Origin of the sequence: Variovorax sp. M-6, from assembly GCF_052114385.1 — a bacterium.
Lineage (GTDB): Bacteria > Pseudomonadota > Gammaproteobacteria > Burkholderiales > Burkholderiaceae_C > Variovorax.
This window is the reverse complement of the sequence record NZ_JBFREQ010000001.1, coordinates 36,266-50,570: the sequence shown is the minus strand read 5'-3', so window position 1 is coordinate 50,570 and position 14,305 is coordinate 36,266. Positions and strand designations below refer to the sequence as shown.

19 protein-coding genes are annotated in these 14,305 nt (G+C 67.8%); 9 read left to right on the top strand and 10 right to left on the bottom strand.

The window, feature by feature from the left end; all coding sequences use genetic code 11:
* Window positions 1-32: 32 nt before the first annotated feature.
* The 3 genes from AB4Z46_RS00265 to AB4Z46_RS00255 are packed head-to-tail and all read left to right on the top strand — an operon-like array spanning window position 33 to window position 1,086.
* Window positions 33-287, top strand: a complete 255-nt coding sequence (locus tag AB4Z46_RS00265; RefSeq protein ID WP_442281466.1) for a DUF6494 family protein — start codon at window positions 33-35, stop codon at window positions 285-287.
* A gap of 58 nt (window positions 288-345) precedes the next feature.
* Entirely contained in the window at window positions 346-555 is a 210-nt protein-coding gene (locus AB4Z46_RS00260) for a hypothetical protein (protein WP_442281465.1), read from the top strand.
* Between the two features lie 48 nt (window positions 556-603).
* The gene (locus tag AB4Z46_RS00255) at window positions 604-1,086 is read left to right on the top strand and encodes an adenosine-specific kinase (protein ID WP_442281464.1); all 483 of its coding nucleotides are present in this window, start codon (window positions 604-606) and stop codon (window positions 1,084-1,086) included.
* Window positions 1,087-1,103: 17 nt separating this feature from the next.
* Here AB4Z46_RS00255 and AB4Z46_RS00250 read toward each other — a convergent pair whose 3' ends face one another.
* The 7 genes from AB4Z46_RS00250 to AB4Z46_RS00220 all read right to left on the bottom strand — a co-directional run bounded on the left by AB4Z46_RS00250 (window position 1,104) and on the right by AB4Z46_RS00220 (window position 7,157).
* A complete protein-coding gene (locus AB4Z46_RS00250) occupies window positions 1,104-2,072 on the bottom strand; it encodes a hypothetical protein (RefSeq protein WP_442281463.1) in 969 nt (322 codons plus the stop codon).
* Window positions 2,069-2,593, bottom strand: coding sequence for an ATPase (locus AB4Z46_RS00245; protein WP_442281462.1), 525 nt, complete (start codon window positions 2,591-2,593; stop codon window positions 2,069-2,071). Before AB4Z46_RS00245 ends, AB4Z46_RS00250 begins: the two co-directional genes overlap by 4 nt.
* Window positions 2,594-2,606: 13 nt before the next feature.
* Window positions 2,607-2,882, bottom strand: coding sequence for a cell division protein FtsB (gene ftsB, locus AB4Z46_RS00240; protein ID WP_442281461.1), 276 nt, complete (start codon window positions 2,880-2,882; stop codon window positions 2,607-2,609).
* 21 nt (window positions 2,883-2,903) lie between these two features.
* Window positions 2,904-4,187, bottom strand: a complete 1,284-nt coding sequence (gene eno / locus AB4Z46_RS00235) for a phosphopyruvate hydratase (protein ID WP_442281460.1) — start codon at window positions 4,185-4,187, stop codon at window positions 2,904-2,906.
* Window positions 4,188-4,345: 158 nt separating this feature from the next.
* Window positions 4,346-4,636 carry a DUF1330 domain-containing protein gene (locus AB4Z46_RS00230; RefSeq protein ID WP_442281459.1) on the bottom strand — a complete coding sequence of 97 codons (291 nt, stop codon included), beginning with the start codon at window positions 4,634-4,636 and terminating at the stop codon, window positions 4,346-4,348.
* Window positions 4,633-5,490 (bottom strand): 3-deoxy-8-phosphooctulonate synthase, encoded by an 858-nt coding sequence (gene kdsA, locus AB4Z46_RS00225; RefSeq protein WP_442281458.1) that lies wholly within the window; start codon window positions 5,488-5,490, stop codon window positions 4,633-4,635. Before kdsA ends, AB4Z46_RS00230 begins: the two co-directional genes overlap by 4 nt.
* Window positions 5,487-7,157 (bottom strand): CTP synthase, encoded by a 1,671-nt coding sequence (locus AB4Z46_RS00220; RefSeq protein ID WP_442281457.1) that lies wholly within the window; start codon window positions 7,155-7,157, stop codon window positions 5,487-5,489. The genes kdsA and AB4Z46_RS00220 overlap by 4 nt, the downstream gene beginning before the upstream one ends.
* Window positions 7,158-7,347: 190 nt before the next feature.
* Here AB4Z46_RS00220 and coaBC point away from each other — a divergent pair, with 190 nt between their 5' ends.
* From coaBC to AB4Z46_RS00205, 3 genes are all read left to right on the top strand, one after another.
* Window positions 7,348-8,577, top strand: coding sequence for a bifunctional phosphopantothenoylcysteine decarboxylase/phosphopantothenate--cysteine ligase CoaBC (coaBC, locus tag AB4Z46_RS00215; protein ID WP_442281456.1), 1,230 nt, complete (start codon window positions 7,348-7,350; stop codon window positions 8,575-8,577).
* Window positions 8,578-8,614: 37 nt separating this feature from the next.
* Complete coding sequence (dut, locus tag AB4Z46_RS00210; RefSeq protein WP_442281455.1) at window positions 8,615-9,061, top strand: dUTP diphosphatase; 447 nt, start codon at window positions 8,615-8,617, stop codon at window positions 9,059-9,061.
* A gap of 193 nt (window positions 9,062-9,254) precedes the next feature.
* Window positions 9,255-9,746 carry a glycine zipper 2TM domain-containing protein gene (locus AB4Z46_RS00205; RefSeq protein ID WP_442281454.1) on the top strand — a complete coding sequence of 164 codons (492 nt, stop codon included), beginning with the start codon at window positions 9,255-9,257 and terminating at the stop codon, window positions 9,744-9,746.
* 61 nt (window positions 9,747-9,807) lie between these two features.
* Here AB4Z46_RS00205 and AB4Z46_RS00200 read toward each other — a convergent pair whose 3' ends face one another.
* Window positions 9,808-10,332, bottom strand: coding sequence for an FKBP-type peptidyl-prolyl cis-trans isomerase (locus AB4Z46_RS00200; protein ID WP_442281453.1), 525 nt, complete (start codon window positions 10,330-10,332; stop codon window positions 9,808-9,810).
* A gap of 14 nt (window positions 10,333-10,346) precedes the next feature.
* On the opposite strand from AB4Z46_RS00200, the gene AB4Z46_RS00195 reads away from it, so the two are divergent.
* From AB4Z46_RS00195 to AB4Z46_RS00185, 3 genes are all read left to right on the top strand, one after another.
* Window positions 10,347-11,486, top strand: a complete 1,140-nt coding sequence (locus AB4Z46_RS00195) for a JmjC domain-containing protein (protein WP_442281452.1) — start codon at window positions 10,347-10,349, stop codon at window positions 11,484-11,486.
* A complete protein-coding gene (locus AB4Z46_RS00190; protein WP_442281451.1) occupies window positions 11,476-11,979 on the top strand; it encodes a hypothetical protein in 504 nt (167 codons plus the stop codon). Before AB4Z46_RS00195 ends, AB4Z46_RS00190 begins: the two co-directional genes overlap by 11 nt.
* A 93-nt stretch (window positions 11,980-12,072) precedes the next feature.
* Window positions 12,073-12,312 (top strand): hypothetical protein, encoded by a 240-nt coding sequence (locus AB4Z46_RS00185; protein WP_442281450.1) that lies wholly within the window; start codon window positions 12,073-12,075, stop codon window positions 12,310-12,312.
* 61 nt (window positions 12,313-12,373) lie between these two features.
* Here AB4Z46_RS00185 and AB4Z46_RS00180 read toward each other — a convergent pair whose 3' ends face one another.
* Both AB4Z46_RS00180 and bamC read right to left on the bottom strand, forming a co-directional pair.
* Window positions 12,374-13,150, bottom strand: coding sequence for an MBL fold metallo-hydrolase (locus AB4Z46_RS00180; RefSeq protein ID WP_442281449.1), 777 nt, complete (start codon window positions 13,148-13,150; stop codon window positions 12,374-12,376).
* Between the two features lie 7 nt (window positions 13,151-13,157).
* The gene (gene bamC / locus AB4Z46_RS00175) at window positions 13,158-14,240 is read right to left on the bottom strand and encodes an outer membrane protein assembly factor BamC (RefSeq protein ID WP_442281448.1); all 1,083 of its coding nucleotides are present in this window, start codon (window positions 14,238-14,240) and stop codon (window positions 13,158-13,160) included.
* Window positions 14,241-14,305 lie beyond the last annotated feature (65 nt).

Below are 14,305 nucleotides of genomic sequence, written 5' to 3'. Positions count from 1 at the left end.
CGCGTCCTGATCGGTGCCGCGCGTTTCCAGCCTTGCCGAAGCGCTCGGTCGATGCCAACATGAGCGAGGCAGATCAGGAGGCACCGATGGACGACGAGATACTCAACCTCAGTATTCGCAAGTTCCTCAAGATGGTCGGCGTCAGCTCGCAGCGCGACATCGAACAGGCGGTGGCGAAGGCCGTCGCCGCCGGCGTCGTCGCCGAAACACTTGCCGCCACCATGACCCTGGAAATCCCGCAGCTGGCGCTCAAGGTCAGGTTCGATGGCGACATCAAGCTGCAGTGACATGGTGCGCCGCGGGCTCGATGCGGGGCTGTACATGCCCTTTTGACCGGAGGATGCCATGAGCGAAAGATCCCGGATCGACGAAGCACGCTTTGCGCAAGCCGTGCAACTCGTCGCCGCAGCCGTATCCGCCAACTCGCTGAGCAGCGATCGAAGCTTCGATGCACCCACTCACCAGGATGTCATTCGAGTGGCGCTGATTCGTGCGTACCTGACGCTGGGGGATGCGCGCGACGAGATCGAGGGGCATGTGCGCAGTCCGGATTGAGCCGGACCTGCCAGACCCCGACGGGGCCGCAACGTCAAGGAGACTGCGATGGAACTGACAACCGTCCCGATCGACAAGCCGGCCGACCTCAACTTCATCCTCGGCCAGTCGCATTTCATCAAGACGATCGAGGACCTGCACGAGGCGATCGTGCAGACCGTGCCTCAGATGAAGTTCGGCATTGCGTTCTGCGAGGCCAGCGGGCCCGCCCTGGTCCGTCGAACCGGAAACGACGCGGAGCTCATCGCATTGGCCGAGAAGAACGCACTGGCGCTGAGCTGCGGCCATTGCTTCATTGTCTTCATGGCCGATGGATTTCCGGTCAACATACTGAACGCCATCAAGGCGGTGCCCGAGGTTTGCGCCATCTACTGCGCGACTGCCAACCCGGTGGAGGTCGTGGTGGCCGACACCGGGAGCGGGCGAGGGATTCTCGGCGTTGTCGACGGCGTCAAGAGCAAGGGCATCGAAACCGAGTCCGATGTCGAGGCGCGCAAGAAGATGCTGCGCCAGTTCGGCTACAAGCTCTGAGCGCCGGTCGGACGGGCCTAGCGCCCGGAGCCTGCCGTTTCGAAGCCGCTGAAGCGGATGTCCGGCGCGCTCGTGTTGTGGCGCGACGGCACGGTGCGGCCGAAGCGGACCTGCGCCGCTTCGACGGTGGAGACCGAGGGCAGGTCCTGCGTTTGCATGGCCGAGGAGGGCGTGGCCTGCCAGCTGAGCGCACTGACGTCCGCGTTGTCGGCCGTCACGTACATCGAGCGCAGCACCGCGAAGGGCTGGTCGCGGCGGGTCGGCGGCGCGAGGGTCACATCGAGCGCGGTGCGGGTCTCGCTGATCTCCGCGACCTTCACGTCCGCCCGGCCGCCGCTGGCGAAGCGCAGGCGGAAGGCGAGCGGCTGGGTCATGACTTCGATCGAGGCGATGTTCACCACCGGCCGCCCGTCGGTCTCGATCGGCCCCATCAGGAAGGACGAGCCGTAGACGCCGTCGCCGAAGCGGGCCAGGGGCAGCGGCTTGAGGCGCCAGTAGCCGTCGGCCGGGTACATCACGATCGCCTCCAGCGGCTTGGCGCCGGGCTTCTTGGCGAAGACCTGCAGCAGGTGGATGTCGTCCTCCGAACGCTGGCCGACGCGCACCGGCACCCGGTGAGGGCGCCAGAAGGTGGGCAGCGTGATGCCCACGATCATCCATTGTCGGCCGTCATGCAGCACCACGCGGCGCGGCTTGAAGGCGTAGCTCGGGTCGGTGGGATGGGCGCCGCCGTCGAAGTTGCAGTTGGAGAAATCGGGCGCGGTGGTGTCGGCCCCGATGCCGGCCAGGTAGGGCGGCTGCAGCGCCTCGACGCGAAAGCGCGCGATGCCGCGGCCGCTCAATGCCAGCGACACGTTGTCTTCCTCGGCACAGGCGGTCGGCCGGGTCTTGTTCTCGACGACGACTGTGGCGGGCGCGGCGGTCGCGCTGGCGCAGAGCCAGAGGGCGGAGGTGCAGAGGGCGATGCGCAGGCAGGCGTGGGTCATGCGACGGTGCCGGCTTCGCGGCGCCGGCCGAGGAGAGCGGTGAAGAGCCGATGTTCGCACGCCGGGTCGGAGCACTTGTCGCAGCTCCAGGGTGCGAGCTCCGGGCCGCTGCCGCAATCCCCGGCGCCGATGGCGTTGCAGGCATTGGCGAGGCGCTCGCTGCCACGGCCGTGGATCACGGCGAAGGGGAGTTGCGCGCCGGCGAGCGCCGCACGCAGCAGGGCGTCGGTGCGCTCCCGCCGTTGCGAAGACGCCGGCCCGAGCTCGGCCGGCCACGGAAGATCGAGGCCCATCAACAGGGTGTACGCGAATCGGCGCTGCGCCGCGAGTGCCCCTGCATAGGGCGAGCGGTCCCCGGTGAGAAGTTCGTGCGAAACGGCCGCGCCGAGCGGCGTGCCGTCGGCCACCGTCACACCGCGGCCCCGCAGGCGTGCCGCGAGCGCGCGAGCCAGTTCGGTCTTTCCGGTGCGTTCGGCGCCGAGCAACGCGATCGTGCAGCCGGCGGGAAGGGCGGGCATCATGCCGAGCCGCCCTTCAGCGCGTGATCTGGACGAACACTTCGTTGGGCTTGACCATGCCGAGCTCCTGGCGGGCCCGTTCCTCGACCATCTCGAGCCCTTCCTTGAGATCGTTGACCTCGGAGGTGAGGCGCTCGTTGGTGATCGCCGCCTTGGCGTTGGCCTCCTTCTGGTCGGCCAGCTTTTCCTGGAGCTGCGCCACGTCGCGCACGCTGCCGCGCCCGGTCCAGAGCTGCCATTGAAGAATCAGCAGCAGCAGGACCAGGATGATCGGGACGATGCGTGAGCGCATGGCGCCGGATCCGCCGGACGATCAGCGCAAGTTGTAGAAGGCGCCGCGGCCCGGGTAGCTGGCGACATCACCGAGGTCTTCCTCGATGCGCAGCAGCTGGTTGTACTTGGCGATGCGGTCCGAGCGCGACAGCGAGCCGGTCTTGATCTGGCCCGCGTTGGTGCCGACCGCGATGTCGGCGATGGTGCTGTCCTCGGTCTCGCCCGAGCGGTGGCTGATCACGGCGGTGTATCCCGCGCGCTTGGCCATCTCGATCGCGGCGAAGGTCTCGGTCAGGGTGCCGATCTGGTTGATCTTGATCAGGATCGAATTGGCGATGCCGCGGTCGATGCCCTCTTGCAGGATCTTGGTGTTGGTGACGAACAGGTCGTCGCCCACCAGCTGCACGCGCTTGCCCAGGCGTTCGGTCAGGTGCTTCCAGCCGTCCCAGTCGCCTTCGTGCATGCCGTCCTCGATGCTGATGATCGGGTACTTGTCGACCCAGCTCGCGAGCATGTCGGTCCAGCTCTCGGCGCTCAGGCTCAGGTTCTCGCCGGCCAGCACGTACTTGCCGTCCTTGTAGAACTCGCTGGCCGCGCAGTCGAGGCCCAGGGCGATCTGCTCGCCCGCCACGTAGCCGGCCTTGTCGATGGCTTCGAGGATCAGCTGGATCGCCGCTTCGTGGCTCTCGACGCTGGGCGCGAAACCGCCTTCGTCGCCGACCGCGGTGCTGATGCCGCGGTCGCCCAGGATCTTCTTCAGTGCATGGAACACCTCGGCGCCATAGCGCACCGATTCGCGGAAGCTCTTGGCGCCCACGGGGATGATCATGAACTCCTGCAGGTCGAGGCTGTTGTTGGCGTGCGCGCCGCCGTTGATGACGTTCATCATCGGCACCGGCAGCTGCATGCCGCCCATGCCGCCGAAGTAGCGGTACAGCGGCAGGCCCGATTCCTCGGCCGCGGCGCGGGCCACGGCCATCGACACGGCGAGGGTTGCGTTGGCGCCCAGGCGAGCCTTGTTCTCGGTGCCGTCGAGGTCGTTCAGCGTGCGGTCGAGGAAGGCCTGCTCGCTGGCGTCCAGGCCCAGCACGGACTCGGAGATTTCGGTGTTGATGTTCTCGACCGCCTTGAGCACGCCCTTGCCCAGGTAGCGGCTCTTGTCGCCGTCGCGCAGCTCGATGGCTTCGCGCGATCCGGTCGATGCGCCCGAGGGCACGGCGGCGCGGCCCATGGTGCCCGATTCAAGCAGCACGTCGCATTCGACGGTGGGGTTGCCGCGGCTGTCGAGAATCTCGCGCCCGACGATGTCTACGATTGCACTCATGTTCTCTTGCTCCGAAAAAAACCAATCATTCAGCGATCAAAAAATGCACAGTCTCATTCCAGGGATACCGCAGAACCGGCTCTGCCGGGCTGCTGGTATCGCCCCCTGAAAGGGGGTGGGCGGCTACATGAAGTGAGCCAACCTGGGGGGCAGCTTGGTCAAATGCCTTCGACCACGATCATGCGCATGATCGCGGCCCCCTGGCGCGACGCGCGCGCCTTGCCGTATTCGGGCGAGTCGTTGAATTTCTTCGCCGCCTCGACGCTCGGAAACTTGAGCAGCACGATGCGCTGGGGATTCCAGTCGCCCTCGAGCACCTCGACCTTGCCGCCACGCACGCAGACCTCGGCACCATGCACCTTCATGGCCTCGGTGGACCACTTCTTGTAGTCCTCGTATTGCGTCGGATTCGTCACTTCGACGTTCGCGATGATGTAGGCACTGGTCATTGCTGAAAAATGTCCTCTAGGAATGCGTTCTTCTTCGTGACGCGGTCGAGCGCCAGCAGCGTCTCGAGCAGCGCCTTCATGTGCTTGAGCGGCACGGCATTGGGACCGTCGCTCAAGGCCTTGGCCGGGTCCGGATGGGTTTCCATGAACAGCCCCGCCACGCCGACCGCGACCGCCGCGCGCGACAGCACCGGCACCATCTCGCGCTGGCCGCCCGAGCTCGTGCCCTGGCCGCCCGGCAACTGCACCGAATGCGTGGCGTCGAAGACCACGGGCGCGCCGGTCTCGCGCATGATCGCGAGCGAGCGCATGTCGGAGACCAGGTTGTTGTAGCCGAAGCTCGCGCCGCGCTCGCAGGCCATGAAGCTGTCCTCGGGCAGGCCCTTCTCCCTCGCTGCCGCGCGCGCCTTGTCGATCACGTTCTTCATGTCGTGCGGCGCGAGGAACTGGCCCTTCTTGATGTTGACCGGCTTGCCCGACTGCGCCACGGCGCGGATGAAGTCGGTCTGGCGGCACAGGAAGGCCGGCGTCTGCAGCACGTCGACCACCTGGGCGGCGGCCGTGATGTCTTCTTCGGTGTGGACGTCGGTGAGCACCGGCAGGCCGAGTTCGCGCTTGACCTTGGCCAGGATCTCGAGGCCCTTGTCGCGGCCCGGGCCGCGGAAGCTGGTGCCCGAGGACCGGTTGGCCTTGTCGAAGCTGCTCTTGAAGATGAACGGGATGCCGAGCGACGCGGTGATCTCCTTGAGCGTGCCGGCGGTGTCCATCTGCAACTGCTCGGACTCGACGACGCAGGGCCCCGCGATCAGGAAGAACGGCTGGTCCAGCCCGATGTCGAATCCGCAGAGTTTCATGCCACCACCTTGAGAGCCTTCTTGTCCGCGCCCTGATGTTCGAGCGCCGCCTTGACGAATGCATTGAACAACGGATGACCGCCCCACGGCGTGGACTTGAACTCGGGGTGGAATTGCACGCCCATGAACCACGGGTGGACGTTCTGCGGCAATTCGACGATCTCGGTCAGGTGCTCGCGCTGCGTCAGCGCCGAGATCACCAGGCCGGCGCGGCGCAGGTCGTCGAGGTAGTTGACGTTGGCTTCGTAGCGATGGCGGTGCCGTTCGGTCACGACGTCGCCGTAGATGCTGTGGGCCAGCGTGCCGGCCGCGACGTCGGAGCTCTGGGCGCCCAGGCGCATGGTGCCGCCGAGGTCGGACTTCTCGTCGCGGGTCTTGACCGTGCCGTCGTTGTCCTTCCACTCGGTGATCAGCGCGATCACGGGGCAGGGGGTCTCGGGGTCGAACTCGGTGCTGTTGGCGTTCTTGAGGCCGGCCACGTTGCGGGCATATTCGATGGTGGCGACCTGCATGCCCAGGCAGATGCCGAGGTAGGGCACCTTGGTCTCGCGGGCGAAGCGCGCGGCCGCGATCTTGCCCTCGACGCCGCGCTGGCCGAAGCCGCCGGGCACCAGGACGCCGTCGTACTTGCCGAGCCGTGCCACGTCCTGCGGCGTGATGGTCTCGGAGTCGATGTAGTCGATCTTCACGCGTGCATGGTTCTTCATGCCGGCGTGGCGCAGCGCCTCGTTGAGCGACTTGTAGCTGTCCGACAGGTCGACGTACTTGCCGACCATCGCGATCGACACTTCCTTTTGCGGATGCTCGACCTCGTAGACCAGGTCGTCCCAGCGCTGGAGCTTGGCCGGCGGCGTGTTGATGCGCAGCTTGTCGCAGATCAGGCCGTCCAGGCCCTGCTCGTGCAGCATGCGCGGCACCTTGTAGATGGTGTCGACGTCCCACATCGAGATCACGCCCCATTCGGGCACGTTCGAGAACAGCGAGATCTTGGCGCGCTCGTCGTCCGGAATCGGCCGGTCGGCGCGGCACAGCAGTGCGTCGGCCTGGATGCCGATGGCGCGCAGTTCCTTGGCGGTGTGCTGGGTCGGCTTGGTCTTGAGCTCGCCGGCCGCGGCGATCCACGGCACGTAGCTCAGGTGCACGAAGGCCGAGTTGTTGGGGCCCATGCGCAGGCTCATCTGGCGCACCGCCTCGAGGAAGGGCAGCGACTCGATGTCGCCGACCGTGCCGCCGATCTCGACGATCGCGACGTCGACCTCGTGCGCGGTGTCGATGCCGGCGCCGCGCTTGACGTATTCCTGGATCTCGTTCGTGATGTGCGGGATCACCTGCACCGTCTTGCCCAGGTAGTCGCCACGGCGCTCCTTCTCGAGCACGGACTTGTAGATCTGGCCGGTGGTGAAATTGTTGGCACGGCGCATGCGCGTCGTGATGAAGCGCTCGTAGTGGCCCAGGTCGAGGTCGGTCTCGGCGCCGTCATCGGTGACGAACACCTCGCCGTGCTGGAACGGCGACATCGTGCCGGGGTCGACGTTGATGTACGGATCCAGCTTGATGAGGGTGACATTGAGGCCGCGCGATTCGAGGAGGGCGGCGAGCGAGGCGGAGGCGATTCCCTTGCCCAGGGAGGACACCACACCGCCGGTGACGAAGACAAATTTGGTCATGCCAGTTCCGGACGCAGATCCGGGAAGTGGGAAATAGGGATTATAGGTGGGGGGCATCGCTCGCCCCCCGATGGCGCGCCGCGCTTCGTGCCGGGACGCCCACCCCCGACCGGAGGGTGGGCCGGCCGCTAGGGAGCGGCCCGGCGCGGCGGCCCCCTGGCCTCGACCCCCGGCGCTTTAAACTCCCTTGATGCAACAAGAACTTGACGGCAAACACATCGTCCTGGGTCTCACGGGGGGCATCGCCTGCTACAAGTCGGCCGAACTGTGCCGGCTGCTGGTGAAGGCCGGCGCCACGGTGCAGGTCGTGATGACCGAGGCGGCCGAGCAGTTCATCACGCCGGTGACCATGCAGGCGTTGTCGGGGCGGCCGGTGTACGGCTCGCAGTGGGACGCGCGCGAGCCCAACAACATGCCGCACATCAACCTGAGCCGCGAGGCCGATGCGATCCTGCTGGCGCCCGCCAGCGCGGATTTCATTGCCCGGCTGGTGCAGGGACGCTCCGACGAACTGCTGAGCCTGCTGTGCCTGGCGCGCCCGGCCGAGCGGGTGCCGCTCCTGATCGCGCCGGCCATGAACCGCGAGATGTGGATCCATCCGGCGACCCAGCGCAACCTGCGCCAGGTCGACGCCGACGGTGCGCGCGTGCTGGGCGTGGGCAACGGCTGGCAGGCCTGCGGCGAGACCGGCGACGGCCGCATGCTGGAGGCCCAGCAGCTGCTCGAGGAGGTGATCGCCCAGTTCCAGCCCAAGGTGCTGGCCGGCCAGCAGGTGGTCGTGACCGCCGGGCCGACCTTCGAGGCGCTCGATCCGATCCGCGGCATCACCAACCATTCATCCGGCAAGATGGGCTTCGCCATCGCCCGCGCCGCGCACGATGCCGGTGCCGAGGTCACGCTGGTGGCTGGTCCGGTGCACCTGCCGACACCGCGCGGCGTGCGCCGCGTCGACGTGCTGTCGGCCCGCGAGATGCTCGACGCGACGCTGCAAGCCGTGCAGGCGGCCTCGATCTTCGTTGCCACCGCGGCCGTGGCCGACTGGCGCCCGGCGTCGCACAGCGAGCAGAAGATCAAGAAGGACGGCAGCGGCAAGCCGCCGGTGCTGCACTTCGTCGAGAACGACGACATCCTGCTGACCGTTGCCCAGGGTGCGCGCGCCAAGGGCGGCCAGCTGTTCTGCGTCGGCTTCGCGGCCGAAAGCGAGAATCTGGAAGCCCATGCCAAGGCCAAGCGCCAACGCAAGGGCATTCCGCTGCTGGTCGGCAACATCGGTCCGCTCACCTTCGGGCAGGACGACAACAGCCTGCTGCTGGTCGACGCCCACGGCGTGCGCGAATTGCCGCGCGCCCCCAAGCTGACGCTGGCGCGCGATCTGGTGGCCGAGATCGCGGCCCGCCTTCCCACCGCTGGTTCGCGTTGAACCGGCCCTCTCTCATCACACGCACAGGTCACACGAATTGAAAGTCGACGTTCGCATCCTCGATCCCCGCATGCAGGACCAGTTGCCTGCCTACGCCACGCCCGGCAGTGCCGGGCTGGACCTCCGGGCCTGCCTCGACGCGCCCATCACGCTGGAACCCAATGCCTGGCAGCTGGTGGGCACGGGCATCGCGATCCATCTGGCCGATCCGGGCTTCGCGGCGCTGATCCTGCCGCGCTCCGGCCTGGGCCACAAGCACGGCATCGTGCTGGGCAACCTGGTCGGCCTGATCGACAGCGACTACCAGGGCGAGCTCAAGATCAGCGCCTGGAACCGCAGCGACACGCCCTTCGTGCTGCAGCCCATGGAGCGGCTGGCCCAACTGGTGATCGTGCCGGTGGTGCAGGCGCAGTTCCGGGTCGTGGCGGAGTTCCCGCTCAGCGAACGCGGCGAGGGCGGCTACGGATCGACCGGCAAGCACTGAAGCCGCGGGGCCTGGATCTGTAGGCTGTCGCCTTCAGGGGCGCGCCTTGCATGCCCACACGTAAAGAGCGGAACCGGCGATGGCCATTCGCCATCGAAGGTATCAAGCTGTGTCGAGGTCATCCTGCGTGCCTCGGCCGCGTTGAATTCCCATCCGGCCGGCATCGGCCGCAGTTGCTGAGGAGCAAAACACCATGAAGATCCCCGTCCGCCTCGTTTCCGCTGGCGCCTCCGTCCTGGCACTGGCCGCGCTGACGGCCTGCGTCGCGCCGGCACCGGTCTACCAGACCACGAGCTATCCGTACCAGCCGGCGCAGCCGATGGCCCAGGGCCCCTATGTCGAATACGGCCGCGTCGCGAACATCGAGGTTCTGCGCAGCGAAACCGCGGGCACCGGCACCAGTGGCGGCGGTGCGGTGGCCGGCGGCTTGGTGGGCGGCCTGCTCGGCAACCAGATCGGCAAGGGCAGCGGGCGTACCGCAGCCACCGTGGCCGGCGTGGTCGGCGGTGCGTTGCTCGGCAACAGCATCGAAGGCAGCCGCAACGGGCCGCGCGTCCACGAGAGCTACCGCGTCTCGATCCAGACCGACAACGGCGGCTATCGCGCCTTCGACGTGCCCAGCCCGGGCGATCTGCGCATCGGCGACCGCGTGCGTATCGACAACGGCCAGATCTCCCGTTTCTGAGCGCCGCGCGCCAAGCAAAAAGCCGGGCAGGGGCCCGGCTTTTTTGCATCCGTGTCGCGGCTCAATGCAGCAGGTCGTTGCCCGGCGCGGTGGTCGGGACCTTGAAGAAACCGGTGCCGGCGGTGCCGCGGCCGATCTCTTCTTCGGTGGCTTCGCGCACCGACTTCACGGTCATGTCGAGCCGGATCGCGATGCCCGCCAGCGGATGGTTGCCGTCCAGCACCAGATGCTCGGGATAGATCTCGCTCACGGTGTAGAGCACGTCCCTGGGCATGTCGGGGTTCACGCCCTTGGGCAGCGCCGCGCCGTCGAAGGTCATGCCTTCCTCGGTCTCGGGCGGGAACAGCGAGCGCGGCTCCAGAAAGAGCAACTGGTCGTTGAAGTCGCCGAACGCCTGTTCGGGTTCGAGCTGCAACTGGACCCGGGCGCCGGGCTCGTGGCCGAGCAGGGCGGCCTCGATGGCGTCGAAGAGATCATCGCCGCCGACCAGGAATTCCACCGGGTCGTCGAGCACGTCCAGGACTTCGCCCAAGGTGTCTTTCAGTGTCCAGGTCAGGCCGACCACGCATTGTTCAGTGATTTCCATTGGACAATTCTCCCATGGAGATTGATTTACCCCTGCCCCTGCTCGGCGGCCTCAGCGCCCGCCAGTTCATGCGACGCCACTGGCAGAAGAAGCCTCTGCTGGTCCGCCAGGCCGTGCCCGGCATGGTGCCACCGATCGCGCGCCCGGCGCTGTTCGACCTGGCCGCCCGCGAGGAGGTCGAGTCCCGGCTGATCCGCCACCGCGATGCCGGCTGGACCCTCAAGCACGGGCCTTTCGCGCGCCGCGCCTTGCCCGGGCTCCAGCAGCCCGGCTGGACCCTGCTGGTGCAGGGCGTGGATCTGCATGATCAAGGTGTTCATGAACTGTTGCAACAGTTCCGTTTTGTTCCCGACGCCCGGCTCGACGACCTGATGATCAGCTATGCGAGCGACACCGGTGGCGTCGGGCCGCATTTCGACAGCTACGACGTGTTCCTGCTGCAGGCGCAGGGACGGCGCCGCTGGTCGATCGGCAAGCAGCGCGACCTCAGCCTGCAACCCGACGTGCCGCTCAAGATCCTGGCCCGTTTCGAGGCCGAGCAGACTTTCGTTCTCGAGCCCGGCGACATGCTCTACCTGCCGCCGCGCTACGCGCACGACGGCGTCGCGGTCGGCGACGACTGCATGACCTGCTCGATCGGCTTGCGTTCGCCGGCCGCCGCGCCGCTCGGCGCCGACCTGCTGGCGCGCATCGCCGAAGCGCACGCCGATGCGCTGCAGGACGAACCGGCGCGGTCCGCGGTGCACTACCGCGACCCGTCGCAGGACGCACTCGCGACGCCGGCCGCCATGCCCCAGGCGCTGCAGGCCTTCGCGCGCGAAGCGGTGCTGGCCGCCGTGCGCGACGGCGAGATCATCGACCGCGCGCTCGGCGAATCGATGACCGAGCCGAAGCCGACGGTCTGGTTCGATGCCGGCGAACTGCCCGACCACTGGAAAGAGGTCGCGCTGGACCGTCGCACGCGCATGCTCTACGACGCGCGCCATCTCTACATCAACGGCGAGAGCTTTCGTGCCGGGGGCCGCGACGCCACCCTGATGCGGCGGCTGGCCGACCAGCGCACGCTCGGGGCGCGCGACCTGGCGGGCGCCAGCGAGGATGCGCTCGCGCTGCTGGGCGACTGGTGCGAAGCGGGGTGGCTGCATGCCGGATGACGCCGTCGGTGTCGACCTGCCAGAAGGCGCCTTCGATGGCCGCCAGGCCTTCCATGCGCACCTTCATGCCGCGCTCGATGCGGCAGCGCGGCAGAACTGGCGCGAGATCGTGCTGGCCGACCCCGACTTCACGGACTGGCCGCTCGGCGAGCGCGCGAGCGTCGAGGCCCTGCAGGCCTGGTCGGCCGCCGGGCGCAGCTTCGTCCTGCTGGCCCAGCGATTCGACGTCTTCGCACGCGAACATGCGCGCTTCGTCCATTGGCGCCGCATGTGGAGCCATATCGTCGATTGCCGTGCCTGCCACGGCCCCGGGCTGCCGCAGGTGCCCAGCGCGATCTGGACGCCCACCTGGTTTCTCCAGCGCATCGACGTCGAGCACGCGCGAGGCCTCTGCGGCAGCGCGCCGGACGCGCGGCGCGCCGTGCGCGAGCGCATCGACGAATGCCTGCGTCACGCGAGGCCGGCCTTTCCTGCCGACACGCTCGGCTTGTAAGCCAATGCCGCGAATCGCACCGGATCGGGGCGTCGGGCCCGACCACGGGTCTAGAATTTTTTCTTTGCCATCTTCATCCAAAGGAGTTCCCCAATGAAGAAGTCCGTCCTGCTCGCCTCGCTGATCGCCGCTGCCGCATTGACTGCCTGCGGCAAGAAGGAAGAGCCGGCGCCGGCCGTGGTCGCGCCGCCTCCCGCACAGGTCGCGCCGCCGGCCGCACCTGCCGCGCCCGCAACAGCGCCATCCGCCGACTCGCAATCCGCGCTCGACGCCGCCAATGCGGCGACCGAGGCCGCGAAGAAGAATGCCGAGACCCCGCCGGCCAAGCCCTGAGGGCTGAACCACCATCCGCACAGGCCGCCCTCGGGCGGCCTTTTTTCTCAGGGGCTCGGGCTCAAAGGTCCAGCCAGGGCGAACCCTCGGCCGCCGTGGCGGTGAGCATGTCCTGCTCGCCGGCGCCCAGCGCTTCGGCCATCACGCGGCGCACGATCTCGGGCCGGTTGTTCTGTTCGCTCAGGTGCGCCGCCAGCACATGGCGCAGGCCGCCGTGGTGCACGGCGCGCGCGATGGCCGCCGCGGCGGCGTTCGAGAGATGCCCGTAGTTGCCGCCGACGCGCTGCTTGAGGAAGGGCGGATAGGCCGAGCCGGCCAGCAGGTCGCTGTCGTGGTTGAACTCGAGCAGCAGGGCGTCGAGGCCCATCAGGCGGGCCAGCACGTGCGGCGTTGCATGGCCCAGGTCGGTCAGCACGCCGAGGCTGCGCGCGCCGTCAGTGCAGCGCAGCTGCAGGGGCTCGCGCGCATCGTGCGGCACGGTGAAGGGCTGGACGCACAGGTCGCCGACCTCGATGTCGACGCTGTCGCGGGCGAGCTTCAGGCGGCCTTCGAAATCGTGTCCGCCGGTCGCGAGCCAGGTGCCCTCGCTCATCCAGACCGGGATCCGTTCCCGGCGCGACAAGGCACGCGCACAGCCGATGTGGTCGCCGTGCTCGTGCGTGATGAAGATCGCGTCGATGTCGCTGGCCGCGAGCCCGGCACGCGCCAGCCGCGTGTCCAGATGCCGCAGCGCGAAGCCGCAGTCGATCAGCAGCCGCGAGATGCGGCCACCGCTGGATGCCTCGACCAGCGTGGCGTTGCCGGTGCTGCCGCTGCCCAGACTGCGGAAGCGCAGCATCGACCGGCTACTTCAGGTCGTCGGCAATCACCTGCACGATGCGTTGCGCATTGGCGGTGCTGTCGGCTGCGCCGGCTTCGTTCAGCACCGACACCGTGCTGGTCTCGCCCTGACCCTTGACCAGGATGCGGAACTTGAGCGGCGCTTCGGTCTTGCTCGAGCCGAAGCTCAACATCTTGGCGAAGATGCTCGGTTCCGACTTGTTGGGGTTCGGCGGCACGTAGCGCACGAAGTAGGTGCCGGCGGTGCGGTCGCGGTCTTCCACCGTGAAGCCGGTGCGGTCGAGCGCCAGGCCGACGCGGCGCCAGGCGCGCTCGAAGTTGTCGTTGATCTGCACCACCGGCTGGCCGCCGACGTTGGCGACCTTGGCCGTCTGCGGCGCAGCGCCGGTGGCGGCGATGACCTTCGACTGCTCTTGCGAGACGCCCAGCTTGACCATCAGGCGGCGCAGGAACTCGGCTTCGAGTTCAGGATCGCTGGCGCGCGGCTGCCAGGTGGTCTGGTCCTGGCGCGAGCTGCTGTAGACCTCTTCCATGCCGCGGTGGCTGATGAAGATCTCGGTGCCGTTGGGCGTGCGTTCAAGCCGGGTGCGGAAGCGGTCGAGCTCGCCGGTCGAGTAGACCGAGTCGAGCAGCTTGCCGAGCGTGCCGCGAAGGATGTCCTGCGGCAGCTTGGCGCGGTTCTCGGCCCAGTCGGTTTCCATGATGCCGAGGTTGCGCTGGTCGGTGGTGAGCAGGAAGCCGCTCTCCTGCCAGAAGTCGCGCACCGGGTCCCAGAGCTGGTCGGCCGGCCGGTTAATGACCAGCCAGCGCTGCGAGCCTGCACGTTCCATGCGCACGTCGCCGACCGAACTGACCGCGGTCGGCAGGCTCGGTGAATTGGCGAGGCCGGCCTGGTAGGCGTTGGCCGTGACCGCGCCGCCCGGCACCGCATAGCGGTTGTCGCGCGACAGCTGCGTCAGGTCGGGCGGCACTTCGAGGGTGGGGGCCTTGCCGGCGCTCTTGTAGTCGATCTTGTCGCTCTCGAGGGCCGAACAGGCGGCGAGGCTGGCGACCAGGGCCAGCAATGCGAATCGCGAAATGGTTTTCAACGTCTGCTTCCTTTTGGAATGTTGAGCTCGATCAGTGGGCGCGGCGCCCGCTCCTTCAGAGCGCG